24 protein-coding genes are annotated in these 24,713 nt (G+C 57.4%); 4 read left to right on the top strand and 20 right to left on the bottom strand.

The annotated features are described in order from the left end of the window. Positions 1 to 127: 127 nt before the first annotated feature. Entirely contained in the window at positions 128 to 1,231 is a 1,104-nt protein-coding gene (asd, locus tag ACOTXD_RS18955; protein WP_003861575.1) for an aspartate-semialdehyde dehydrogenase, read from the bottom strand. A 178-nt stretch (positions 1,232 to 1,409) separates the two neighbouring features. Here asd and yhgN point away from each other — a divergent pair, with 178 nt between their 5' ends. After that, positions 1,410 to 2,003, top strand: coding sequence for an NAAT family transporter YhgN (yhgN, locus tag ACOTXD_RS18960; RefSeq protein ID WP_003861574.1), 594 nt, complete (start codon positions 1,410 to 1,412; stop codon positions 2,001 to 2,003). A gap of 79 nt (positions 2,004 to 2,082) precedes the next feature. Here the strand turns inward: yhgN and gntU are convergent, their stop codons facing one another. From gntU to ACOTXD_RS18985, 5 genes are all read right to left on the bottom strand, one after another. Further along, complete coding sequence (gene gntU, locus ACOTXD_RS18965) at positions 2,083 to 3,423, bottom strand: gluconate transporter (protein ID WP_003861572.1); 1,341 nt, start codon at positions 3,421 to 3,423, stop codon at positions 2,083 to 2,085. A gap of 3 nt (positions 3,424 to 3,426) precedes the next feature. Continuing rightward, positions 3,427 to 3,954 (bottom strand): gluconokinase, encoded by a 528-nt coding sequence (gene gntK / locus ACOTXD_RS18970; RefSeq protein ID WP_061856062.1) that lies wholly within the window; start codon positions 3,952 to 3,954, stop codon positions 3,427 to 3,429. 126 nt (positions 3,955 to 4,080) lie between these two features. Then, positions 4,081 to 5,076, bottom strand: coding sequence for a gluconate operon transcriptional repressor GntR (gntR, locus tag ACOTXD_RS18975; RefSeq protein WP_003861567.1), 996 nt, complete (start codon positions 5,074 to 5,076; stop codon positions 4,081 to 4,083). A gap of 91 nt (positions 5,077 to 5,167) precedes the next feature. Continuing rightward, the gene (locus ACOTXD_RS18980) at positions 5,168 to 5,863 is read right to left on the bottom strand and encodes a pirin family protein (RefSeq protein WP_061856061.1); all 696 of its coding nucleotides are present in this window, start codon (positions 5,861 to 5,863) and stop codon (positions 5,168 to 5,170) included. A gap of 123 nt (positions 5,864 to 5,986) precedes the next feature. After that, positions 5,987 to 7,024, bottom strand: coding sequence for an oxidoreductase (locus tag ACOTXD_RS18985; RefSeq protein ID WP_061856060.1), 1,038 nt, complete (start codon positions 7,022 to 7,024; stop codon positions 5,987 to 5,989). A 258-nt stretch (positions 7,025 to 7,282) separates the two neighbouring features. On the opposite strand from ACOTXD_RS18985, the gene yhhY reads away from it, so the two are divergent. Further along, positions 7,283 to 7,771, top strand: coding sequence for an N-acetyltransferase (gene yhhY, locus ACOTXD_RS18990; RefSeq protein WP_003861561.1), 489 nt, complete (start codon positions 7,283 to 7,285; stop codon positions 7,769 to 7,771). 87 nt (positions 7,772 to 7,858) lie between these two features. Here the strand turns inward: yhhY and ggt are convergent, their stop codons facing one another. Beyond that, positions 7,859 to 9,604 carry a gamma-glutamyltransferase gene (gene ggt, locus ACOTXD_RS18995; protein WP_057979969.1) on the bottom strand — a complete coding sequence of 582 codons (1,746 nt, stop codon included), beginning with the start codon at positions 9,602 to 9,604 and terminating at the stop codon, positions 7,859 to 7,861. A gap of 122 nt (positions 9,605 to 9,726) precedes the next feature. Here ggt and ACOTXD_RS19000 point away from each other — a divergent pair, with 122 nt between their 5' ends. Beyond that, positions 9,727 to 10,098 carry a DUF2756 family protein gene (locus ACOTXD_RS19000; RefSeq protein WP_003861557.1) on the top strand — a complete coding sequence of 124 codons (372 nt, stop codon included), beginning with the start codon at positions 9,727 to 9,729 and terminating at the stop codon, positions 10,096 to 10,098. On the opposite strand, the gene ugpQ is transcribed toward ACOTXD_RS19000, so the two are convergent. From ugpQ to livK, 10 genes are all read right to left on the bottom strand, one after another. Next, positions 10,088 to 10,828, bottom strand: a complete 741-nt coding sequence (gene ugpQ, locus ACOTXD_RS19005; protein WP_061856059.1) for a glycerophosphodiester phosphodiesterase — start codon at positions 10,826 to 10,828, stop codon at positions 10,088 to 10,090. The genes ACOTXD_RS19000 and ugpQ overlap by 11 nt on opposite strands. Beyond that, positions 10,825 to 11,895 (bottom strand): sn-glycerol-3-phosphate import ATP-binding protein UgpC, encoded by a 1,071-nt coding sequence (locus tag ACOTXD_RS19010; protein ID WP_003861554.1) that lies wholly within the window; start codon positions 11,893 to 11,895, stop codon positions 10,825 to 10,827. The genes ugpQ and ACOTXD_RS19010 overlap by 4 nt, the downstream gene beginning before the upstream one ends. Position 11,896: 1 nt before the next feature. Further along, positions 11,897 to 12,742 carry a sn-glycerol-3-phosphate ABC transporter permease UgpE gene (ugpE, locus tag ACOTXD_RS19015; protein ID WP_023314971.1) on the bottom strand — a complete coding sequence of 282 codons (846 nt, stop codon included), beginning with the start codon at positions 12,740 to 12,742 and terminating at the stop codon, positions 11,897 to 11,899. Beyond that, positions 12,739 to 13,626: a sn-glycerol-3-phosphate ABC transporter permease UgpA gene (gene ugpA / locus ACOTXD_RS19020; protein WP_421766477.1), complete on the bottom strand. Its 888-nt coding sequence runs from the start codon at positions 13,624 to 13,626 to the stop codon at positions 12,739 to 12,741. The genes ugpE and ugpA overlap by 4 nt, the downstream gene beginning before the upstream one ends. Positions 13,627 to 13,698: 72 nt before the next feature. Beyond that, positions 13,699 to 15,015, bottom strand: coding sequence for a sn-glycerol-3-phosphate ABC transporter substrate-binding protein UgpB (gene ugpB / locus ACOTXD_RS19025; RefSeq protein ID WP_022651963.1), 1,317 nt, complete (start codon positions 15,013 to 15,015; stop codon positions 13,699 to 13,701). A gap of 251 nt (positions 15,016 to 15,266) precedes the next feature. Next, the gene (gene livF / locus ACOTXD_RS19030; protein ID WP_022651964.1) at positions 15,267 to 15,980 is read right to left on the bottom strand and encodes a high-affinity branched-chain amino acid ABC transporter ATP-binding protein LivF; all 714 of its coding nucleotides are present in this window, start codon (positions 15,978 to 15,980) and stop codon (positions 15,267 to 15,269) included. A gap of 1 nt (position 15,981) precedes the next feature. Then, the gene (gene livG, locus ACOTXD_RS19035; protein ID WP_003861544.1) at positions 15,982 to 16,746 is read right to left on the bottom strand and encodes a high-affinity branched-chain amino acid ABC transporter ATP-binding protein LivG; all 765 of its coding nucleotides are present in this window, start codon (positions 16,744 to 16,746) and stop codon (positions 15,982 to 15,984) included. Then, positions 16,743 to 18,020, bottom strand: coding sequence for a high-affinity branched-chain amino acid ABC transporter permease LivM (locus ACOTXD_RS19040; RefSeq protein WP_003861542.1), 1,278 nt, complete (start codon positions 18,018 to 18,020; stop codon positions 16,743 to 16,745). Before ACOTXD_RS19040 ends, livG begins: the two co-directional genes overlap by 4 nt. Next, positions 18,017 to 18,943, bottom strand: a complete 927-nt coding sequence (livH, locus tag ACOTXD_RS19045; RefSeq protein ID WP_003861540.1) for a high-affinity branched-chain amino acid ABC transporter permease LivH — start codon at positions 18,941 to 18,943, stop codon at positions 18,017 to 18,019. The genes ACOTXD_RS19040 and livH overlap by 4 nt, the downstream gene beginning before the upstream one ends. A 46-nt stretch (positions 18,944 to 18,989) precedes the next feature. After that, positions 18,990 to 20,099 (bottom strand): high-affinity branched-chain amino acid ABC transporter substrate-binding protein LivK, encoded by a 1,110-nt coding sequence (livK, locus tag ACOTXD_RS19050; RefSeq protein ID WP_061856057.1) that lies wholly within the window; start codon positions 20,097 to 20,099, stop codon positions 18,990 to 18,992. Between the two features lie 424 nt (positions 20,100 to 20,523). Here livK and panM point away from each other — a divergent pair, with 424 nt between their 5' ends. Continuing rightward, positions 20,524 to 20,907: an aspartate 1-decarboxylase autocleavage activator PanM gene (gene panM, locus ACOTXD_RS19055; protein WP_023314973.1), complete on the top strand. Its 384-nt coding sequence runs from the start codon at positions 20,524 to 20,526 to the stop codon at positions 20,905 to 20,907. A 117-nt stretch (positions 20,908 to 21,024) separates the two neighbouring features. On the opposite strand, the gene livJ is transcribed toward panM, so the two are convergent. The 3 genes from livJ to rpoH form a co-directional block, all read right to left on the bottom strand. Further along, on the bottom strand, positions 21,025 to 22,125 hold the full coding sequence (livJ, locus tag ACOTXD_RS19060) for a branched chain amino acid ABC transporter substrate-binding protein LivJ (protein ID WP_003861530.1): 1,101 nt from the start codon (positions 22,123 to 22,125) through the stop codon (positions 21,025 to 21,027). Positions 22,126 to 22,322: 197 nt separating this feature from the next. After that, entirely contained in the window at positions 22,323 to 23,588 is a 1,266-nt protein-coding gene (locus ACOTXD_RS19065) for a 4-aminobutyrate--2-oxoglutarate transaminase (protein ID WP_023323836.1), read from the bottom strand. 136 nt (positions 23,589 to 23,724) lie between these two features. Next, positions 23,725 to 24,582 carry an RNA polymerase sigma factor RpoH gene (gene rpoH / locus ACOTXD_RS19070; protein ID WP_000159624.1) on the bottom strand — a complete coding sequence of 286 codons (858 nt, stop codon included), beginning with the start codon at positions 24,580 to 24,582 and terminating at the stop codon, positions 23,725 to 23,727. Between the last annotated feature and the right edge of the window lie 131 nt (positions 24,583 to 24,713).

Raw genomic sequence — 24,713 nt, forward strand, 5'->3', positions numbered from 1 at the left:
AATAAATCTTCCTTAAAGCATAGCCAACGTCGTGGGTCCTCCTGATAAAAAATAAGACATCTGCGTTTTACTCCATGTAGTACGCAAAAAAAGGGGGTGACAATCACCCCCCGTGTTTAACAAATTATTACGCCAGCTGGCGCAGCATGCGGCGCAGCGGCTCGGCGGCACCCCACAGAAGCTGGTCGCCAACGGTGAACGCGGAGAGGTACTCTGGCCCCATGTTCAGCTTGCGCAGGCGGCCAACCGGGGTGGTCAGCGTGCCGGTGACGGCTGCCGGGGTCAGTTCGCGCATGGTGATATCGCGATCGTTTGGCACCACTTTCGCCCACGGGTTATGCGCGGCCAGCAGCTCTTCCACGGTCGGAATAGACACATCTTTTTTCAGTTTAATGGTGAAGGCCTGGCTGTGGCAGCGCAGCGCGCCGATACGCACGCACAGACCGTCAACCGGAATGGTGTTCGCGGTGCCGAGGATTTTGTTGGTCTCAGCCTGGCCCTTCCACTCTTCGCGGGTCTGGCCGTTATCCAGCTGTTTGTCTATCCACGGGATCAGGCCGCCGGCCAGCGGTACGCCGAAGTTATCCACCGGCAGCTCGCCGCTGCGGGTGAGCTGAGTGACTTTACGCTCGATATCGAGGATCGCGGACGCCGGGTCTGCCAGCTCGGCAGCGACGCTCTGGTGCAGCTGGCCCATCTGGGTCAGCAGCTCGCGCATATGACGCGCGCCACCGCCGGACGCCGCCTGGTAGGTCGCCACGGAGACCCACTCCACCAGATCCTGTGCGAACAGACCGCCGAGGGACATCAGCATCAGGCTGACGGTGCAGTTACCGCCAACAAAGGTTTTCACGCCGTTGTTCAGGCCGTCGGTGATGACGCCCTGGTTAACCGGGTCAAGAATAATGATGGCATCGTCTTTCATGCGAAGCGAAGAGGCCGCGTCAATCCAGTAGCCCTGCCAGCCGCTTTCACGCAGCTTCGGATAGATTTCGTTGGTATAATCGCCGCCCTGGCAGGTCACAATAATGTCGAGTGCCTTCAGCGCCTCCAGGTCGTAAGCATCCTGCAACGTGCCTGTGGTACCCCCAAAGGACGGTGCAGCCTGGCCGAGCTGGGAAGTGGAGAAGAAGACCGGGCGGATGGCGTCGAAATCGCGCTCTTCAACCATGCGTTGCATGAGTACAGAGCCGACCATACCGCGCCAGCCGATAAAACCAACGTTTTTCATAGCATTTTTTTCCTGCAAGGGGTGTGTGCTGATTGTGCAAGCCAGTATTGAACTGGGATATGCTTCACATTACAAAATGCTGCCAAAGTCGCAAGCGAAATTAATCGATGATTGCCCGGCAATCAGAAAAAGTGCTAATCATCGCAATGACCACAATAAGTATCAGGGATAATTTAAGATGAGTGAAATCATTTCCGCAGCGGTTTTATTGATCCTGATTATGGATCCGCTCGGTAATCTGCCGATCTTCATGTCGGTGCTGAAGCACACCGAGCCGAAGCGCCGTCGGGCGATCATGATCCGCGAGCTGCTCATCGCCCTGCTGGTGATGTTTATCTTCCTGTTCGCCGGTGAAAAAATTCTCGCTTTCCTGAACTTACGCGCCGAAACGGTCTCCATTTCCGGCGGGATCATTTTGTTCCTGATTGCCATTAAGATGATTTTCCCTAGCGCGGAGGGCAGCAGCAGCGGCCTGCCTGCGGGTGAAGAGCCGTTTATCGTGCCGCTGGCGATTCCGCTGGTCGCCGGGCCAACGATTCTGGCCACGCTGATGCTGCTGTCGCATCAGTATCCGAATCAGATGAGCCATCTGGTGATTGCCCTGCTGATCGCCTGGGGCGGGACGTTTATTATCCTGTTGCAGTCGTCGCTATTCCTGCGCCTGCTGGGTGAGAAAGGGGTGAACGCGCTGGAGCGCCTGATGGGGCTGATTCTGGTAATGATGGCAACGCAGATGTTCCTGGACGGGATACGGGCGTGGATGAAAGGATAGGTAAAAGCAAAACGGCAATCCTTGATTGCCGTTTTTAGTGTTTGCTCCCTCTCCCCGTGGAAGAGGGAGAAAACCTGGATCAGCTCAGCAGCGTAAACGCAATCATCCCGACAACCGCACCCGTCGTGCCGAGGATGGTTTCCATCAGCGTCCAGGTTTTCAGGGTTTGCGCTTCGGTTGCGCCGGTAAATTTACCGAACAGCCAGAAGCCTGCATCGTTCACGTGAGACACCACAATCGAACCACCCGCGATACAGATAGAGAGCGCCGCCATCTGCGCGCCGGAGTAGTTCAGCTGTTCAATCACCGGCATTACCAGACCCACGGCGGTTAAGCACGCCACGGTCGCGGAGCCCTGAATGATACGCACCGCCGCGGCCAGCACAAAGCAGGTGACCGCAATCGGCAGGCCCATTCCGGTCAGCGCTTCGCCCAGCGCCGGGCCAACGCCGGAATCCACCAGCACCTGCTTGAACACGCCGCCCGCCCCGATCACCAGCAGGATAATCCCCGCCGGTTGCAGCGCGGCACCACAGATCTCCATCACGCGGTCTTTCGGCATGCCCTGACGCATTGCCAGGCCGTAAATCGCGACCAGACACGCCACCAGAATCGCAGTGAACGGATGACCAATAAATTCGAACCATTCGTAAGCGGTTGACCCCACCGGCACAAAGCGTGCAGCGATGGTTTTCAGGCCCACCAGCACCAGCGGCAGCAGGATCAGCGACAGACTGAAGCCGAAGGACGGCATTTTACCCTCGCCCAGGTGCGGCTCGGTGATGTCGTCCGGAATGTGCAGCTCAACGTAACGGCTGATAAAGTTTCCCCACAGCGGACCGGCGATAATCATCCCCGGGATCGCCGCACACAGGCCAATCAGGATCATCCAGCCAAAGTCAGCATGCATCTGGGAGGCCAGCAGCATCGGCGCAGGCCCCGGCAGCAGGAACGCCGCCGCCGCCGCCACGCCCGCAAACAGCGGAATGACCAGCTTCACGAGGTTAGTACCGGTATGGCGCGCCATGGAGAATGCGACGCTTATCAGCAGCACAACGGCCACTTCAAAGAACAGCGGCAGCGCGCAAATCAGACCGGCCAGACCAATCGCGTAGTGCGCACGGCTGTGCCCGAAGGATTTCAGCATCTTGACGGCAATCTGATCGACCGCGCCCGTCTCGTGCAAAATCTTGCCAAACATCGCGCCCAGTGCCACCACAATGGCCAGGAAGCCGAGCGTGCCGCCCATCCCTTTTTCCATCGTCGCCGCGATTTTGTCGAGCGGCATGCCGGAAAAGAGACCAGCACCAATAGAAACCACCATCAAAGCAACGAAGGCGTGCATACGTGCCTTCATCACTAAAAACAGCAGCAGCAATACGGAACCCACTGCTGTCAAAACTAGCGTTAATGTACTCAAAACTTACTGCCTTTTATTAATAACCTCGATGGTGCTGGCAACAACACCTTCCAGCGGCTGATCGATATCAACCACTAAGACATCCTGCTCGTCAGCACCCGGCTCCTGCAACGCTTCGAACTGCGTTACCAGCATCTGGGTTTTGAAGAAGTGGCCTTTACGCGCCTTCAGGCGGCTTTCAATCACCCCGAAATCGCCTTTCAGGTAGATGAAAGAGAGGTTCGGGTTGCCGTCGCGCAGCAGGTCGCGATAGGTTTTTTTCAGCGCGGAACAGACGATCAGGGAGACTTTATTGGTGCGCTGCATCGCGAACGCGGCGTCATTCAGCGCCTGCAACCACGGTTTGCGGTCGTCGTCGTTCAGCGGCTCGCCGGAAGCCATTTTCATGATGTTGCTACGCGGATGGAGGAAGTCACCATCAAGAAACGCAGCCTGGAGGTGATGCGCCACTTCGCTCGCCACGGCAGATTTACCGCTACCGGACACGCCCATCAGGACGTAAACGTGGTGATCGTGATTAGTCGTGCTCAAAGGGTGTCCCTCAGTAAATTGTTACGGGTAACAGTTATCGGTAACATTGTCCTGCCGGGGCATAAGAGAAGCAATATCCAAACGTGCGCGAAGTGAATAAGTGTGAGCTACTTCAAATTTGTCGGATTAAATAGATCCACCCGGTGACAAGGTGAAACCTAAATCTAACATTTTAGGGGTAACTGCCTCACCACGAATGCGCGCCAGCAGGCGTTCTGCACCAATGCGGCCCATGCGTTCACGCGGGGTCAGGACGCTCGCCAGACGCGGCTCCATCACCTGGCCAATGTCGTGGCCGTGGAAACCGGCAATCGCCATATCATCCGGGATTTTTAAACCCAGACGCTGGCACTCAAACGCCGCGCCGACCGCAAGGTCATCGTTGGTACAGAAAATACCGTCCAGTTGCGGATACTCGCGTCGCGCCTGACGCATCAGCTCAATACCCGACGTGTAAGAAGAAGATTGCTCCACCATCACGCTGTACGGGGTTAAACCGGCGTCGAGCATCGCCTGCTCGTATCCCTTCTGTTTGATGATAGTACGTTCATCCAGACGCGCACCCAGATAGGCCACATGGCGATGACCGCGGGCGATGATCGCCGCCGTCATCTGACGCGCCGCTTCAAAGTTATCGAACCCCACGGCGATGTCGAGGCACGGCGACTGGCTGTCCATCAGCTCCACCACCGGAATGCCTGCCACTTCAATCATTTTCAGCGTGCGCGGGGTGTGAGTACGTTCCGTTAAAATCAGGCCGTCGATGTTCCAGGAAAGCATCGATTCAAGACGTTCCTCTTCCAGTTCCGGCTTGTACCCGTAGTGGGCGAGCATGGTCTGATAGCCAAACGCATCGGTGACGCTTTCGATGCCACGCAGCACTTCGGCGAATACCTGGTTGGTTAAGGAAGGAAGCAGGACGCCCACCGCACGGCTGGTCGCATTGGAGAGAATATCGGGCGCGCGGTTGGGGATATAACCCAGTTCATCAAGGGCGGCGGCAATCTTGCCACGCAACGCCACGGAAACCTGTTCCGGGTTACGTAAAAAACGGCTGACCGTCATTTTGGTCACACCGACGCGATCGGCGACATCCTGAAGTACGGGGCGTTTCTTTTTCATCGTCCTGAGAAATCTTGAAGTGAGAGATTTGCTCAGTTTATCACGGACAAAGCTCAACCTTCCCCGTTTAAAGGGAAGGTTGAGAAATTATTTAGACCGGCGGCAGGTCAAACAGCAGAATTTCACTTTCGCTGTCGGCATGCACGGAGAGCGCCTGCTCATCCCAGACGGCCAGACCATCGGCGGTTGTCGCTTTGGTGCCATTGATGGACACCTCCCCTTTCACCACCTGGATCCACACGCGGCGGTTGGCGGCGATCTGGTGCACAGACTGTTCATCTTTCGCCAGCGCCCAGCGGTACAGCTCCATATCCTGATACACTTTCAGGGAACCTTCACGCGCATCCGGCGAGAGCACCAGCTGTTTGCCCTGTTTCGCGTCGAAGCGGCGCTGCTCGTAGCGTGGCGTGATGCCGGTCTCTTCTGGAATGATCCAGATTTGATACAGGTGCAGTTTTTCCGTTTTGCTCGGGTTGTACTCAGAGTGACGCACCCCGGTCCCCGCGCTCATAATCTGGAACTCGCCCGCCGGAACCTGCTCTTTGTTGCCCATGCTGTCCTGGTGCTCAACCGCCCCTTCCAGCACATAGGTCAGGATTTCCATGTCTTTGTGCGGGTGGGTACCGAAGCCCTGGCCTGCATCAATCACGTCATCGTTAATCACGCGCAGTGCGGAGAAGCCCATGAAGTTCGGGTCGTAGTAGTCGGCAAACGAGAATGAATGCCATGAGTCCAGCCAGCCATGATTCGCGTGACCACGTTCGTTTGCTTTGCGTAAGTAGATCATTGTTTTCACCCTCAGTTCGTTTCGATGGAGTAAGTGTGGACGCAAACGCCCTGGGATCATAGAGGGTGAAAATTGACTCCTCTGTTCAAAAATTGTGAACAAGCGCAGAGGAGCCGTTTTTGCTTATTTCGCGAGGGTTACCGTGGCAGGAGAAGCCTGTTCGAAGGCCCGTTCGAGGATTTCCAGGTTGGTCAGAACGTCAGATTCCTTGACGTAATTCGCCGTGCCGTTTGTGAGGGTCTCAAACAGCGCATCATAGACGCGTCCATAGTCGCCCGTTTCCGGCTTCAGCTCTTCCCTGTCCGTCACGCCCTCGTCGTTCACGTACTCCATCACGCCCACGGAATCATCTGCCGCAAAGCCCGGTTCACCCGGCATGATATTGGCCTTCAGGCTGGTCTCCTGCTGGTCAATGCCGTACTTGATAAAGGAGCCTTTCTTGCCGTGAACGATAAATTTCGGGTAGTCGATTTTCACCAGGTGGCTGGTTTTCACGATGGCTTTGAGATCGCCGTAGAACAGCTGTGCTTCAAAGGTATCGTCCGGGTTGGCCTTATTGCGCAGGCTGCGGATGTCATACGCCACGTGGTCCGGGCGGCCAAACAGGGAAATAATCTGGTCCATGGTGTGCACGCCCAGACCGTAGAACGACCCGTCCTGCGGCAGTCCTGGCTGGGTTTCCGCCACCGGGCGGTAGTAATCGAAGTGGCTTTCGATTTCCACGATCTCGCCGAGTTTGCCGCTCTCAATCGCCTTTTTCGCCGTCAGGAAGCAGCTGTCAAAGCGTCGGTTCTGGTACGGCGTGACGGTCAGGCCTTTGCTTTTCGCCAGCGCAAAGAGTTCCTTCGCTTCGGCGATGGTCGGAGTGAACGGTTTTTCCACCAGCACGTTTTTACCTGCTTCCAGCGCGCGTTTCGCGTAGTCAAAGTGGCTGTCGGCGTGGGTACAGACCACCACCAGCTTCACCTGCGGATCATTTAACACTTCATCAAGATCGCTGGTGAAATGAATATGGGAATACTGCGGAGACTGTTCTTCCGGCTTCGCGCTGCGGCGGTAGATATGAGCGACGTGCCAGGTCTCTTTACGGTTGAGAACATACGGAAGGTGGTAACGCGTGGTGCTTTTGCCAAATCCAATAAATGCGCAGTGTAGTGTCATGGCTCAGTCCTTTTTCGAAGGTTGCTGAGTCTAACCATAACAAAAAAAAAGCCAGCTAAAAGCTGGCTAAAGTAATACTGGAAGCAATGTGAGCAATGTCGTGCTTTCAGGTTCCCGTAGGAGGTCTTCCTGAACGCAGAGCAATAATAATCATTCTCATTCGCACTTGTCCAACACTTTTTGCAAAAAATAGCGATTGACTCAACTTTTAAAGTCACTGATGTTGGAGGGGACTTTTAACTGACTGAGGAACAAGGAATGAGTGAGATAGTGATACGCCACGCTGAACCGAAAGATTACGACGCCATTCGTCAGATCCACGCCCAGCCGGAGGTGTACCACAACACGCTACAGGTTCCTCATCCTTCAATGGAAATGTGGCAAATGCGGCTAGGCGAACAGCCGGGCATTAAACAGCTGGTTGCCTGCATTGATGATATCGTGGTCGGCCACCTCACCATTGATGTCGCCCAGCGACCACGCCGCAGCCACGTTGCCGATTTCGGTATATGCGTTGGCGCAGAGTGGCATAACCGCGGCGTGGCCAGCGCGCTGATTCGCACCATGATCGATATGTGCGACAACTGGCTGCGCGTCGACCGCATCGAGTTAACGGTGTTTGTGGATAACGAACCGGCAATCGCGGTGTACAAAAAGCACGGGTTTGAGATTGAAGGCACCGGCAGGCGCTATGCCCTGCGCAACGGCGAGTATGTGGATGCGTATTATATGGCGAGGATGAAGTAATAAGTTGCCGGGTGGCGGCTTCGCCTTACCCGGCCTACGTCCGTGCCGTTGTAGGCCCGGTAAGCGCAGCGCCACCGGGCAACAAAATCAATACCCCGCCGTTAAATCATCCACCGAACGCGGGTCCGACGCGCCAAACAGCGCGCCATCCGGTCCGACCATAATGCTCTGGGTGCTGCCCATCGCCTCCTTCACCGCCACCTTCTGCCCGCGCTGCTCAAGCAGCTTGAGGGTGTCCGGGCTAAAGCCCTTCTCCACGCGCAACTCGTCCGGCAGCCACTGGTGATGGAAACGCGGCGCATTGGTCGCTTCGGCGACGTTCATCCCAAAGTCGATGCTGTTCACCACCATTTGCAGTACGGTGGTGATAATCCTGCTCCCGCCAGGGCTGCCTGTCACCAGCCAGGTTTTGCCGTCTTTCACCACAATGGTGGGCGACATGGATGATAGCGGGCGCTTCTTCGGCCCTACCGCATTCGCATCGCCGCCGACCAGGCCGTAGACATTCGGCACGCCCGGCTTGGCAGAAAAATCATCCATCTCGTTGTTCAGCAAAATACCGCTATTGCCCGCCACAATCCCGGTGCCGAAGGTGGTGTTAAGCGTGTAGGTCACCGCCACCGCGTTTCCGTCTTTGTCCACGACCGAGAAGTGGGTGGTCTGGTTACTTTCATACGGCGCCAGCTTGCCCGGGCGGATCTCGCTCGACGGCTTAGCCTTGTTGATGTCGATCTGATCGGCAATCGATTTGGCATAGGCCTTGTTGGTCAGCGCCTGCCACGGCACCTTCACGAAGTCCGGGTCGCCGAGGTATTCCGAGCGGTCAGCGTAGGCGCGCTTTTCCGCCTCGGCCATCACCTGCATGGCATCGGCGCTACCGAAGCCATACTTGTGCATATCGAAGTTTTCCAGAATATTGAGGATCTGCACGATGTGAATGCCCCCGGAAGACGGCGGCGGCATGGAGAAGACCTCGTAGCCGCGATAGGTGCCGCTAATCGGCTCGCGCTCCACCGCCTTATATTCCGCCAGATCCGCTTTGGTGATCAGCCCGCCGTTCTTCTGCATCTCATCCGCAATCTGATCGGCAATCGGCCCCTTATAGAAGGCATCCGGACCGTTTTCGGCAATCAGTTCGAGACTTTTTGCGAGGTTCTTCTGCACCAGCTTATCGCCCTTCTTCAGCGGCTCGCCGTCTTTCCAGAAGATAGCCTTGCTGTTCTCATGATTGGGAATAACTTCGCTGCCGTAGGTTTTGAGGTCGTCCGCCAGCGCGTCGTTGACGACGAAGCCGTCGCGCGCCAGCCTGATGGCAGGCTGCACCACTTTATTCAGCGGCAGCGTGCCGTATTTTTCCAGCGCCAGCGAGAAGCCCGCAACGGTGCCCGGCGTGCCGGAGGCAAGGTGCGAGGTCAGGGATTTTTTACTGTCCGGATTGCCCTGATCGTCGAGGAACATATCGCGGGAGGCCTGGTTCGGCGCCATCTCACGGAAGTCGATGGCCGTGGTTTTACCGTCTTTGGTGCGCAGCATCATAAACCCGCCGCCGCCCAGGTTCCCCGCCTGTGGATGCGTCACCGCCAACGCATATCCCACCGCGACCGCCGCATCCACCGCGTTACCGCCCTGTTTAAGAATATCGACGCCCACCTGCGTTGCCAGCGCGTCAACCGAGGCCACCATGCCGTGCGTCGCCCGCACGGGGTGAAAAACATCCTCCTCCACGCCGTAAGAGACCGGTGGAGCGGCGGGCGGGTTGGCCGCCACGGTAAATGTGCCGCCTGCCATCAGCGCAGCGATGGCGACCCAGCGCAAAAAGGTTGGTTTCATCATTATTGTTCTCCAGGTGAAGGGGCCCATATTCCCCGCTTAAGCCTGGTTCACAACTCTTAAAAAATCATCGTTATGCAGGAATGAGGATAAACTTAAGAGAAGCCTCAAAGGAGGAGATAACCATGAAACGATTACTGATCCTGACCGCGCTGCTTCCGTTCGCCGCGCTCGCACAGCCAATCAACACCCTGAACAACCCGAACCAGCCGGGCTACGTCATTCCGAGCCAGCAGCGTATGCAGACGGAGATGATGAGCCAGCAACAGCAGCAGAAAGGGATGCTCAATCAGCAGTTAAAGACGCAGACCCAGGTGCAGCAGCAGCACCTGCAAAACCAGATGAATACCAACACCCAGCGCGTACAGCAGGGCCAGATGCTTGAACAGCCGCTGCCTAATACAAACGGTGGGATGTTAGGAGGCGGAGTATCGCAAAGCAGCGGTCAGCAGCACATGCTGCCGACCCAGCAGAACGGCAGTATGCTTAATAAATAAAGTTCGGCCCGATCTGGTCAATCGCATCGGTACAGATGCTGTCCACGCCCCAGCGCAGCAGCTCGGCTGCACGCAGGGGTTTGTTGACGGTATACACCAGGATATGCAGACCGGCCTCTTTCAATAGCGTCACGCGCGCTTCATCCAGCAGCTTATGGTTGAGGTGGATCGACACGCAGCCTAAGCGGGTCGTCAGCGCGCGCCAGTCTTCTCGCCACGCATCCAGCAGCAGCCCGCGCGGCAACTCCGGAACGGCGGCCTGTGCGGCTTCCAGCGCGTCGATATCAAACGACGACAGCAGCGGCGCGGTCATCCCTTCCCACAGCTCACGCGCGGCAAGGGCAATCACTTTACCCGTCAGCGGCCCGGTGCCGGTGGTCGGTTTGATTTCGATGTTGGCCATCATGCCGTGTTGACGACAGCGGTCCGCCACTTCCGCCAGCAGCGGCAGCGGCTCGCCTTTAAATTCGCCGCTGTACCAGCTTCCGGCGTCCACCTTCAGCAGGTCACGCCACGGCAGTTCACCCGCCACGCCCCAGCCGTTGCTGGTGCGTTCGAGGTTGTCGTCGTGCAGCAGGAAAATTTCGCCGTCCTTCGACAGCTTGGCGTCGAACTCGATCATCGTGTGGCCGTAGCGTGCGCCAACGTCAATTGCCGCCAGGGTGTTTTCCGGCGCCAGTTTACCGCCGCCACGGTGGGCGACGATGTGGGGGTAAGGCCAGTTGCTCATACTCGTTGTCCTGTTTCACCGTCAAATAAGTGCAGGTGATTTTCCGGCATATGCAGCCACAGCGTGCTGCCTGCTTTCGGGCGCTCCTGATGCGGCAGACGCACTACCAGCTTTTGCTCGCCCCAGCGTCCGTGCGCCAGGTTGTCTGCGCCCAGCATCTCCAGCGTGTCCATCACCAGCGGCACGCCGCCGTCCGCCTGAGACGTCAAACCAATATGCTCGGGGCGGATACCAAGCGTCATCTTACGCCCGGCGTAGCCACGATAGTACCAGTTGATCGGCAACGCCATCCCGCTTTCCAGCTCGAAGTGTGTTCCCGCCGCATTGATCCGCCCGTCCAGCAGGTTCATCGCCGGGCTGCCGATAAAGCTCGCCACAAAACGGCTGGCCGGTTTCTCGTAGACTTCCACTGGGGTGCCAATCTGCTCGGCGATGCCTTTGTTCATCACCATCACGCGCTGGGCGAGGGTCATGGCTTCAACCTGATCGTGGGTCACATAGAGGGACGTGGTTCCCAGCCGCCGATGCAGCTGCTGTAGCTCAAGACGCATCTGCACGCGCAGTTTGGCGTCGAGGTTTGACAGCGGTTCGTCGAACAGAAATACCGCCGGATCGCGCACGATGGCGCGCCCCATCGCCACGCGCTGGCGCTGGCCGCCGGAGAGCTCGCGCGGGCGACGCTTGAGCAGGCCGTCCAGCTCCAGAATGCGCGCGGCCTCTTTCACGCGCTCCTCGATATGGCCTTTGCCCATACCGCGAATTTTCAGCCCCCAGGCCATGTTCTCCTCCACGCTCATGTGCGGGTAGAGGGCGTAGTTCTGGAACACCATCGCGATGCCCCTGTCTTTCGGCTCCATCTCGGTGACGCGCTGGCGGTCAATCCAGATATCCCCGGACGTCACGCGCTCCAGCCCCGCCACCATGCGCAGCAGCGTAGATTTGCCGCAGCCGGACGGGCCGACCATCACGATAAACTCCCCGTCCGCCACGTCGAGCGTCAGCGGCTGAATCACCTGGGTTTTGCCGTCCCAGCTTTTGGTTACTGCCTGAAGTTTTAAACCTGCCATCTTATTTCTCGCTATCGACCAGGCCGCGGACAAACGCGCGCTGCATGGCTAAAACAATGACTACGGGTGGGATTAGGGTGAGCAGCATCGCCGCCATCACCTGGTTCCAGAGGGTGGTGCCTTCGCCGGTGGCGATCATGCCTTTGATGCCTGCCACGGCGGTGCCGAGGTTGACGTCCTGAACAATCAGCAGCGGCCACAGATACTGGTTCCAGCCGTAGATAAAGGTGATCACAAACAGCGCCGCGAGATTGGTTTTCGACAGCGGCAGCACGATGTCGCGGAAGAAGCGCATCGGCGAGGCCCCGTCAATGCGCGCGGCTTCAATCAGCTCATCCGGCAGGGTCATAAAGAACTGGCGAAACAGGAAGGTGGCGGTTGCCGAGGCCATCAGCGGCAGGGTTAAGCCCGCGTAGCTGTCGAGCATCTTCAGGTTGGCGATCACCTCCACCGTCGGGAAGATACGCACCTCCACCGGCAGCATCAGGGTGATGAAAATCATCCAGAAAAACAGGTTACGCAACGGAAAGCGGAACCAGACGATGGCGAAGGCCGAAAGCATCGACACGGTGATTTTGCCGACGGTGATGCCGAACGCCATGATGAAACTGTTGAGCATCATCAGCCAGAACGGCGCGCTGTTAGCGCCCACGCCCTGCGTCCAGATAGTCTTCATGTTCTCGAAAAGATGCGTGCCTGGGATCAGCGTCATTGGCGTGTCGAACACCGCTTTGGTGTCCAGCGTGGCGGCGACGAAGGCCACGTACAGTGGGAACAGGATGACGAGGATGCCCAGAATCAGCAGGGTATGGCTGAAAATCGTCAGCCCGCGACGGTTCTCAATCATTGGTAGCGCACCTTACTTTCGACATAGCGGAACTGCACCACCGTGAGGATGATGACGAGGAACATCAGCACAACCGACTGTGCAGCAGAGGCTGAGAGATCAAGCCCGGCAAAGCCCTCACGGTAGATCTTGTAAATCAGCGTGGTGGTTGCCTGCACCGGGCCGCCCGCGGTGGCGGCGTCGATCACCGGGAAGGTATCGAAGAAGGCGTACACCAGGTTCACCACCAGCAGGAAGAAACTCACCGGGGCGATCAGCGGCAGCGACAGCCGGAAGAAGCGGCGCACCGGCCCTGCGCCGTCGATGGCGGCGGCCTCCACCAGCGAACGCGGGATAGACTGTAGCGCGGCAAAGAAAAACAGGAAGTTATAGCTGATCTGCTTCCACACCGAGGCGAACGCCACCAGGAACATCGCCTGACCGCTATTCTGGGCGTGGTTCCAGTCATAGCCAAACTCACCCAGGAAGTGGGTAATCAGCCCGCGGCCCGGGTTAAACAGGAAGATCCACAGCACGGCGGCCACGGCGGGAGCCACGGCGTAGGGCAGCAGCATCAGGGTCTGATACAGACGGCTGCCCCGTACTACGTAATCCACCAGCGCGGCGAAAAACAGCGACGCGACAAGACCGCTGACGGTGACCAGCGCGCTGAATTTGATCGTCGTCCAGAAGGAATCCAGGTAGTAGCTGTCGTGGAACAGCGCGGTAAAGTTGTCCAGCCCGACAAACTGGCTGGAAAGCCCGAACGGATCGACGCTTTGTACCGAGTACCACAGCGCTTCGCCCGCAGGCCAGATAAAGAAGATGACGGTGATGACCAGCTGCGGCGCGACCAACAGGTACGGCAGCCAGCGGGAACGGAACACCGGACGGGATGATGACATAGGTTAGCTCAGGTTGGTTTCCCCTCACCCCGTCCCTCTCCCAAAGGGAGAGGGTTAGTGAGGGCAAAAAGATTAAGACTTCGTCGACTGCTCAAAGCGGCGCAGCAGCTGATTCCCGCGCTCTACCGCGGAATCCAGCGCCTGCTGTGGCGTTTTCTTCCCGGTCCACACGCTTTCCAGCTCTTCATCGACGATGGTGCGGATCTGCGGCATGTTGCCCAGGCGCAGGCCTTTGGTGAACGGCAACGGCGGCTTGTTCAGCATCTGACGCGTCGCGATATCCGCGCCCGGGTTCTTGCTGTAGAAGCCCTGCTCGCGGGTCAGGTCATACGCGGCTTTGGTGATCGGCAGGTAGCCGGTCTTCTGGTGCCACTCGGCGGCGTTTTCCGGCTTCGCCAGGAAGTCGAGGAACTCGGCCACGCCTTTGTAGGTGCCGTTGTCTTTACCCTGCATCACCCACAGGCTCGCCCCGCCGATGATGGCATTCTGCGGCGCGCCTTTGACGTCAGCGTCGTACGGCATCATGCCCACGCCGTAATTGAATTTGGCGTAGTGACGGATGTCTGCCAGCGAGCCAGATGAGGCGGTGGTAATGGCGCAGTCGCCGTTGTAGAACTTCTCGGTGGATTCGTCTTTACGCCCGAAGTAGCTGAAGTCGCCCTTCTTATTGAGTGCTTCCAGCAGCGCGATGTGCTTCACCTGCTCCGGCTTGTTGAACTCCAGCACCGCGTCGGTACCGTCGAAGCCGTTGTTTTTGGTGGCAACCGGCAGGCCGTGCCAGGCGCTGAAGTTTTCAATCTGGATCCAGCCCTGCCAGCCGCTGGCGTAGCCGCACTTCATCCCCGCCGCTTTCAGCTTCGCGGTGTATTCGGCCAGATCCTGCCAGGTTTTTGGCGGCTGCTCCGGATCTAAACCGGCTTTCCTGAAGGCGTCTTTGTTGTAGTACAGCACCGGCGTGGAGCTGTTAAACGGCTGGGACAGCAGATGCCCGCTTTTGGAATCCGTATAGTATCCCGCCACGGTTGGCACGAACTGGGACTCGTCAAAGTTAATGCCCGCCTCTTTGAACACCTCGTACACCGGCTTGATGGCTTTGGAGGCCATCATGGTCGCGGTGCCCACTTCATAAACCTGTAACAGCGCAGGCGCGTTACCGGTACGGAAGGCGGCGATGCCCGCGCTCAGGCTCTGCTCGTAGTTGCCTTTGTACACCGGCACAATTTTGTAATCCGGGTGGGTGTCGTTGAAACGCTGCGCCAGGGAGTCAACTTCTTTACCCAACTCCCCTTCCATGGAATGCCAGAACGGAATGGTCGTCACAGCCATTGCGTTCGTCGCAAAAGCCAGACCCAGTGCCAGACCCAAAGCTGTGTGTCGTAACGATGTCATTGTCATCTCTCTTATTGTGCCGGATGCGCGATATCACGCGTTTTATGCTCGCGAGGTAACATGACATGCTCGAATGACAGAAAAATAACTGTTTGTTTACAGACAGGTGACAGCCAGGCGTCAGAGGGATGATGGTTGTGTGAAGGGGTTTAGATGTTGGGTGCGGTCTGGTGCCCTCACCCCGGCCCTCCCCCTGTGGGAGAGGGAGAAAACACTAAAAAAGGCAACTTGCGTTGCCTTTTTGCTTTTACCTATCCGCCCAGGTACGCGCTCCGCACCGCTTCGTTCGCCAGCAGCGCATCGCCGGTATCGGAGAGCACCACGCGCCCGTTCTCCAGCACATAGCCGCGGTCAGCGAGCTTCAGCGCCTGGTTGGCGTTCTGTTCGACGAGGAAGATGGTCATCCCCTCTTTGCGCAGCTGCTCAATGGTATCGAAAATCTGCTGGATGATGATGGGCGCAAGACCGAGCGACGGTTCATCCAGCAACAGCAGACGCGGCTGGCTCATCAGCGCGCGGCCAATCGCCAGCATCTGTTGCTCGCCGCCGGACATGGTGCCCGCGCGCTGAATACGACGCTCCCACAGGCGCGGGAAGAGTTCGTACACCCACTTGATGCGGGTCTGGTATTCATCCCGGTGGGCGAAGAAACCGCCCATCGCCAGATTCTCTTCCACCGTCATGCGGGAGAATACGCGACGCCCTTCCGGGACAATCGCCACCGCTTCACGCATGATTCTGGCGGTCTGCCAGTCGGTAATGTCTTTGCCGTCAAACACAATCCGCCCGCTGGTGGCACGCGGGTCGCCGCACAGGGTGCCGAGCAGCGTGGTTTTGCCCGCGCCGTTAGCCCCAATCAGGGTGACGATTTCGCCCTGATTAATATGCAGGCTGACATCGTGCAGCGCCTGAATTTTGCCGTAGTGCGCGTTGACCTTGTCGAACGTTAACATCGCTTTTTCCATCTTATGCCTCACCAAGGTATGCGCGGATCACGTCCGGGTTGTTGCGGATCTCTTCCGGCGTGCCGTTTGCCAGCGGCGTGCCCTGGTTTACCACGTAGATACGGTCCGAAATGCCCATCACCAGCTTCATGTCATGCTCAATCAGCAGGATGGTGGTGTCGTGATGGTCGCGCAGCTCGGCAATCAGCTCGTCCAGCTCTTTGGTCTCTTTCGGATTGAGACCTGCCGCTGGTTCGTCGAGCATCAGGATCTCCGGCTGCGTCACCATGCAGCGCACAATCTCCAGGCGACGCTGATCCCCGTAAGCGAGGTTGCTCGCCTGACGGTTGGCGTGCTGGAGCAGGCCGATACGGTCGAGCCAGGTCGCGGCGCGATCGAGCGCCTCTTCCTGCGTGCGGCGGAAGGCCGGGGTTTTCAGCAGGCCGGAGAAGAGGCCGGTTTTCAGCTGCTGATGTTGCGCCACCAGCAGGTTCTCAATCACCGTCATCTCGCGGAACAGACGCACGTGCTGGAAGGTACGCACCACGCCCATGCGGGCAATCTGCTGGCCCGGCAGCCCTTCAAGATGCTGATCGCGCAGCATGATGGTGCCGCCCGTCGGCTTGTAGAAGCCGGTCAGGCAGTTGAAGACCGTGGTTTTTCCCGCGCCGTTCGGGCCAATCAGGGAGACAATCTCTTTCTTGTGCAGATCCAGATTCACATTGTTGACCGCCAGCAGGCCGCCAAAACGCATCATCAGGCCGTTAACGGATAATAAAGGCTTCATGCCTGCTCTCCTTTCGCCTGTGTGCGTTTCAGCTTCAGCTGTGGACGGGTCATCGGCAGGAGACCCTGCGGACGCCAGATCATCATCAGCACCATCAAACCACCCAGCATTAACATGCTGTATTCGTTAAAGTCGCGCATCAGCTCGCGGGAGACCACCAGCAGGATAGCCGCGAGGATCACGGCGAACTGCGAGCCCATTCCGCCGAGCACCACAATCGCCAGCACGAAGGCCGATTCGGCAAAGGTGAACGATTCCGGGCTGACGAAGCCCTGACGCGCGGCAAACAGCGTTCCGGCGAAACCGGCAAACGCGGCGCTGATGGTAAATGCGGTCAGCTTGATGCGGGTCGGGTTCAGGCCCAGGGAGCGGCAGGCGATCTCATCTTCGCGCAGCGCTTCCCACGCGCGACCCAGCGGCATGCGCAGCAGACGGTTGATCACAAACAGCGTAATCACCACCAGCAGCAGCGCCACCAGATAGAGCCAGATCACGCGGTCGGACGGATCGTATTTGATGCCAAAGAAGTTGCTGAAGGTATCCCAGCCGCCTTCGCGGGCGGTACGGCTGAACTCCAGGCCGAAGAAGGTCGGTTTCGGGATCTGGCTGATGCCGTTCGGACCGCCGGTCACCTCGGTATTGTTGAGCAGCAGGATACGGACGATTTCGCCGAAGCCTAAGGTCACAATCGCCAGGTAGTCACCGCGCAGGCGCAGCACCGGGAAACCGAGCAGGAAGCCCGCCGCGGCAGAGACCAGCCCCGCCAGCGGCAGACAGGTCCAGAAGCCGAGGCCGTAATAGTGGTTCAGCAGCGCGAAGGTGTACGCGCCGATGGCGTAGAACCCGCCGTAGCCCAGCACCAGCAGGCCAGACAGCCCCACCACCACGTTCAGACCCAGCCCCAGAATCACGTAGATCATGGTCAGGGTGGCAATATCCACCGTCCCGCGCGATACCATAAACGGCCACGCCACGGCAGCCACCAGCAGCGCCACAAGGAACAGCTTCTGTTTCACGGTTGTACCGTCGATCGCCGGCAGGACGAATTTCGGCCCGGAGACGTTTTTCAGCGTCTTCTGGAACAGCGGACGCAGCAGCTGGAACAGGAACACCACAGCGGTGCCGATAAACACCCACTGCCAGCGGATGTCGGGGGCGGTATCCACCACCAGCTTCGTGCCGTCCAGCCCTAACTGGACGCCCATAAAGACGCCCGCCAGGACGAAGAACATGGCGGCAGAGAGCAGCGCCATCGCAAAATGCATCGGTTTCATACTTTCTCTACCTCCGGACGGCCCAGAATACCGGTAGGCATCACCAGCAGAACCAGAATCAGCAGGGCAAACGACACCACATCTTTATATTCGGTGCTCAGATACGCAGAGGAGAGCGCTTCGGCCACGCCCAAAATCAGGCCGCCGATCATCGCGCCCGGAATGCTGCCGATGCCGCCCAGTACCGCCGCGGTGAAGGCTTTCATCCCGGCCATAAAACCGATGTACGGGTTGATTACGCCGTAGAACTGACCGAGCAACACGCCAGCCACCGCCGCCATCGCTGCGCCGATCACGAAGGTCAGGGCAATCACGCGGTCGGTGTTAATCCCGAGCAGGCTCGCCATCTTCAGATCTTCCGCGCAGGCGCGGCAGGCGCGTCCCATGCGGGAGTAGCGGATGAACAGGGTCAGGGCCAGCATGGCAATAAATGTCACAACCCAGATTACCAGCTGCATGGTGGTGACAGAGGCGGAGAAGTTTTCGCTGGCCCCCACAATCCACTGGCCGTTAAACAGGCTTGGCAGCGCCACGTCGCGTGAACCTTCAGTCAGGCTGACGTAGTTTTGCAGGAAAATGGACATCCCGATGGCGGAGATCAGCGCGATCAGGCGCTTGGAGCTGCGCACCGGTCGGTAGGCTACCCGTTCGATACTCCAGCCGTAGGCGCTGGCGATCACAATCGCGCCGACAAACCCGGCGGCTACCAGCAGCCAGCTGCTGTCGATGCCCATCATCATCAGCGCGGCGATGATCATAAAGGAGACGTAGCTACCGATCATGTACACCTCGCCGTGGGCGAAGTTAATCATGCCGATAATGCCGTAAACCATCGTGTAGCCGATGGCGATCAGCGCGTAGGTGCTTCCCAGCGTGACGCCGTTAAACATCTGCTGCAAAAAGTAGAGAAACTGCTCGGACATATGCAAACCTTTTTATACCCGCCCGTCATGCCGGGCGGTGGGATGATTATCTGGCGACCGAGGACGAACCGTCGGCGTGCCACTTAAAGACACCAAATTCAAATCCCTTCAGATCGCCTTTCTCATCCCAGTTCAGCGGCCCAATCACGGTGTTCGCCCCGTGCGCTTTTAAATCTTTCACCAGATCCAGCGGTTCTTTGCTGCCGGTACGGTCCAGCGCGATGGCCAGAGACTGTACGGCCGCGTAGGTGATCCAGACGTACGGACCACTCGGATCTTTCTTCTGCGCCTTGAGCGCATCCACGATAGCCTTATTCGCCGGATCCTGGTCATAGCGTTTTGGCATCGTCACCAGCATGCCTTCGGCAGAATCCCCCGCGATGTTGGACAGGGAAGCATTGCCCACGCCCTCTGGCCCCATGAACTGGGTTTTCAGGCCGGTGGCGCGCGCCTGGCGCAGCATCTGCCCCATTTCCGGGTAGTAGCCGCCGTAGTAAACGAAGTCGATATTTTCTTTTTGCAGGCGGGCGATCAGCGCGGAGAAGTCTTTTTCACCGGCGGTAATGCCGTCGAAGAAGACGATGTTTGCCCCGCCTTTTTTCAGGCCGTCCTCTACGGAACGCGCCAGGCCTTCGCCGTACTGCTGCTTATCATGAATGATGGCGATACGCTGCGGCTTAACGGTTTCGAGGATGTATTTGGCGGCGGTTGGCCCCTGAGAGGAGTCCAGACCGGCGGTACGCATGATGTGCTGGTAGCCGCGCTGGGTCAGTTCCGGGTTGGTGGCGCCCGGGGTGATCATCAGAATGCCTTCGTCTTCGTAGATATCAGACGCAGGCTGCGTGGAGGAGGAACACAGGTGCCCTATGACGTACTGGATACCGTCGTTAACAATTTTGTTGGCGACCGCGACGGCCTGTTTTGGATCGCAGGCGTCGTCATACTCCACGCCCACCAGCTTGTCGCCTTTGATCCCGCCTTTGGCGTTGATATCTTTGATGGCCTGACGCGCGCCGTTGAACTCCATGTCACCCCACTGGGCAACAGGGCCGGACATCGCCCCCACTACCGCAACTTTAATGTCGTCTGCCATAGCGGCATGCGAGATCGACAGTGCGACCATCCCCGCGATTAATGTCTTCGCGTTCCTTTTCATCTCTGAATCCCCATTCGTGATGTCGTGTTTATATTTTGTTTTATTATGGTTAAAAAGCATTCTGTACTTTTAATGAACAACGCTATTTTTACCAGTGCCTTTAATGGTTTAGCGCAGTTTTTTGTCAAAAACCAAACTAAAATCTCTATTTTTCAGGCGATTAAGCAAAGATAATATTCTGAAATCAGGCGGAGATAAACAAATAAAAGCGCAGTTGGCAGCATAAAATAACGGTACAAAGCGCCGAATAAATCACTGCCCTTCAGGTTAAAATTCTGCTTATTTTTCGATCCATGTGTTTTCAAACTGCGCATTACGCTGTCAAAAAACTAATCACCTGGTAAATGGGAAGAAAAAGAGAAAGCGCCTGAGCAAATAAATTGAGTACACTGGCCCTACTCTTTTTGATTTGGACAAGCAGCTAATGAAACTGACTATCGTGCGTCTGGTGACCTTTAGCGACCAGGATCATATCGACCTGGGCAAGATCTGGCCGGAATATTCCCCTTCATCGCTGGCCGTCGATGAAAACCACCGCATCTATGCCGCGCGTTTTAATGAACGTCTGCTGGCCGCCGTCCGCGTAACGCTGAGCGGCACGGAAGGGGCGCTGGACTCCCTGCGCGTGCGCGACGTGACCCGTCGTCGCGGGGTCGGGCAGTATTTGATTGAAGAGGTGATCCGCGAAAACCCGAGCGTAACCTCCTGGTGGATGGCCGACGTGGGCGTGGAGGATCGCGGCGTGATGGCAGCGTTTATGCAGGCGTTAGGGTTTACGGCGCAGTCGAACGGGTGGGAGAAGCGCTAGATCTGTGCGGCCTGATACCCTCACCCCGGCCCTCTCCCTAAGGGAGAGGGAGAAAACCGGGTAATCCCCTCTCCCCGTGGGAGAGGGTTAGGGTGAGGGCATCAACCCGCACCAGCATTATTTGGCATCAGTAGCAGTGCCATTGGCATGCCAGTCAAACACGCCGAACTCGAAGCCCTTCAGGTCGCCCTTCTCATCCCAGGACAGCGGTCCCATCACGGTTTCCACCGAGTTCGCTTTCAGCCAGGTGGCAATCTCCGCCGGATCGGCTGACTGGTTCAGGCCCGCTTGCAGAGACTGCAACGCTGCGTAAGTGGTCCAGACGAACGCACCGCTTGGATCCTGTTTCTTCGCCTTGATGGCATCGACAACAGGTTTGTTCGCAGGCACCTGGTCGTAGTTCTTCGGCTTGGTCACCAGCAGACCTTCAGCGGATTCACCCGCGATGTTAGACAGGGAAACGTTCGCGACACCTTCTGGCCCCATGAACTGCGTCTTCAGACCCGCCGCACGCGCCTGACGCAGGATCTGCCCCATTTCCGGGTGGTAGCCGCCGTAGTAAACGAAATCGATATTTTCCTTCTTCAGACGCGCGACCAGGGTCGAGAAGTCTTTCTCACCGGCGGTGATACCGTCAAAGAACACCACGTTGGCGTTCGCTTTTTTCAGGTTATCCTGCACCGCACGGGCCAGGCCTTCGCCGTACTGCTGTTTGTCATGAACAATCGCGATGCGCTGCGGCTTCACTTTTTCCACGATGTATTTCGCGGCGGTTGGCCCCTGATCGGAGTCCAGACCGGTGGTACGCAGGATCAGCTTATAGCCGCGCGCGGTGAGCTCTGGCGCCGTCGCGGCCGGTGTGATCATCAGAATGCCTTCGTCTTCGTAGATGTCAGACGCGGGCTGGGTGGAAGAGGAGCACAGGTGACCAATAACGTATTTGATCCCGTCGTTTACCACTTTGTTCGCCACCGCGACCGCCTGTTTTGGGTCACAGGCATCGTCATATTTTACGATTTGCAGCTTTTCGCCCTTGATGCCGCCCTTAGCATTAATGTCTGCAACCGCCTGTTCCGCGCCCGTAAATTCCTGATCGCCGTACTGTGCTACCGGACCGGACATCGCGCCCACCACGGCCACTTTAATATCGGCCTGCGCCATGGCGCTGAATGCCAACGCGATACATCCTGCCAGTAACGCTTTACCCTTCATGTTCATCCTGAGATTCCCCATTATTATGGTTATAACGATTGTTGTGATGTTGTTGTGTAGCGCTTTATTTCAGTTATAGGCGTGCTGTTCGCGCTTTTTCAGCATACTCTGCTAAAACATACCCCATTTTTATGATTTTGGAATAGCTAATTTGAAATGAAAATATGATAAGCCCGGCCTTCATTTCAGCCGGGCTTTTGGCTTTATCGTGTCAGCGAGGCGGAAATAATATCCAGCGCTTTACGAAACTGCGCTTCGGGGATGGTGAGCGGGTAGAGGAAGCGAATAACGTTGCCGTAAACGCCGCAGCTCAAAAGCAGCAGCCCTTCGTTCAACGCGCGCTCCTGAACCTGACGGGTAAATTCCGGCGACGGCTGTCCGGTTTGCGGATCGGTAAATTCCACCGCCACCATCGACCCCTGCCCACGGATATCGGCGATATACGGACAGCCATCCTTCGCTTTATTCAGCACCTCGACCAGATGATGCCCGAGATGCGCCGCGCGGGTGCAGAGATCGTCCTCGTCAATCACATCCAGCACCGCATGGGCCGCCGCAATCGCCAGCGGGTTACCTGCGTAGGTTCCGCCAAGTCCGCCCGGGGCCGGCGCATCCATTACCTCCGCCCGGCCAGAGACGGCAGAGAGCGGCATCCCGCCCGCCAGGCTTTTCGCCATAGTGATCAGATCGGGCTTCACGCAGTGGTTTTCCATGGAGAACAGCTTGCCGGTACGGGCGAAGCCGGTTTGCACTTCGTCGGCAATCAGTAAAATCCCGTGGGTATCGCACAGGGCACGCAGCGCCTGCATAAAATCAGCGGGCGCGACGTTGAATCCGCCCTCGCCCTGAACCGGTTCAATAATGATTGCCGCCACCTGATCGGGCGCGATATCGGCTTTGAAGATGCGCTCCAGGCTTTTTAACGCTTCGGCGGTACTGACGCCGTGCAGGCTGTTAGGGAATTGCGCGTGGTACACCGAGCCGGGGAACGGGCCGAAGCCGAGCTTATAGGGCGCCACTTTGCCGGTCAGCGCCATGGTCATAAAGGTACGGCCGTGGAACGCGCCGCCGAAGGTGATAAGGCCGGAACGTCTGGTGTACGCGCGGGCGATTTTCACCGCGTTTTCGACCGCTTCCGCCCCCGTTGAGAAGAAGGCGGTTTTGGCTGGCCCCTCTATGGGTACGCGCTGGTTGATGCGCTCGGCAAGCGATACATAGCCTTCATAAGGGACGATTTGATAAGCGGTATGGGTAAAGGCGTGAAGCTGTTTTTCGACGGCGGCGATAACTTTAGGATGGCGATGCCCGGTATTCAGCACGGCGATCCCGGCGGCAAAATCAATATACTCGTTACCTTCCACGTCCCACACCGTGGCGTTTTCGGCTTTATCGGCATAGAAGTTACACATGACGCCGATACCGCGCGGCGTCGCCTGTAAACGCCGGTCGTTCAGTTCGTTATTTTTCACCCTGTCACCCTCTGAAAGTCGCCTGCTTAGCGCATCAGTAAGTGTTTGCCAGGGGCAGGGAATTCGCCAGAGCGGGCGCTAAAAAAACAAAACCCCCAGACTCTCATCCAGGGGTTCTCGGTGTACTTCGCGAAAATTACGCTTCGATAGCGGCGCGAAGTTTTTTCATGGCATTCTTTTCAAGCTGACGCACACGTTCAGCGGAGACGCCGTAGCGGTCGGCCAGTTCCTGCAACGTGGACTTGTTATCTTCGTCCAGCCAGCGGGCACGGATGATATCCTGGCTACGCTCGTCTAGGCCTTCCATCGCGAAGGTCAGCTTGTTCGCCGCCTGGTCTTCCCAGTTATCCTCTTCAATGCCGTCAGCAAAGTTAGAGGTTTTATCCTGTAGATACAGAACCGGGGCCATCGGCTGGCTGTCGGACGCGTCATCGTCGGCAGACATATCAAACGTCATGTCCTGAGCGGCCATACGGGATTCCATCTCGCGGACGTCTTTGCTGGAAACGCCCAGCTCGCGCGCCACCATTTCCACTTCATCCTGATTGAACCAGCCCAGACGCTGCTTGGTTTTACGCAGGTTGAAGAACAGTTTGCGCTGCGCTTTCGTCGTGGCGACTTTCACAATACGCCAGTTACGCAAGACGTATTCGTGAATTTCCGCTTTGATCCAGTGCACGGCGAAGGAGACCAGTCGCACGCCCACTTCCGGGTTGAAGCGACGTACCGCCTTCATCAGGCCAATATTACCTTCCTGAATCAGGTCCGCCTGCGGCAGGCCGTAGCCCGCATAATTACGAGCAACGTGAACAACAAAGCGCAGGTGAGACAGGATCAGCGTTTTAGCTGCTTCCAGATCGCCCTGGTAATGCAGCTTTTCAGCAAGCTCCTTTTCTTCCTCAGCCGTTAACATCGGCCAGGTGTTCGCAGCCCGGATGTAAGATTCCAGGTTACCAACAGGGGCTAAAGCTAAAGTTTGCATTTCTTTGGTCATTCATTCCTCTCAATGTTTCTTCTGGTCCAGGTTGTCCCCGTCAGGCAACAACCATGCCAAAGCGTTTGAGCAACGAGATTAGCATTCACTCTTTTATCAGACAGTGATTTTATCCACAAGTTCCAGGTGCA

Origin of the sequence: Enterobacter cloacae complex sp. CDL013 (assembly GCF_049238805.1) — a bacterium.
GTDB lineage: Bacteria > Pseudomonadota > Gammaproteobacteria > Enterobacterales > Enterobacteriaceae > Enterobacter > Enterobacter hormaechei_C.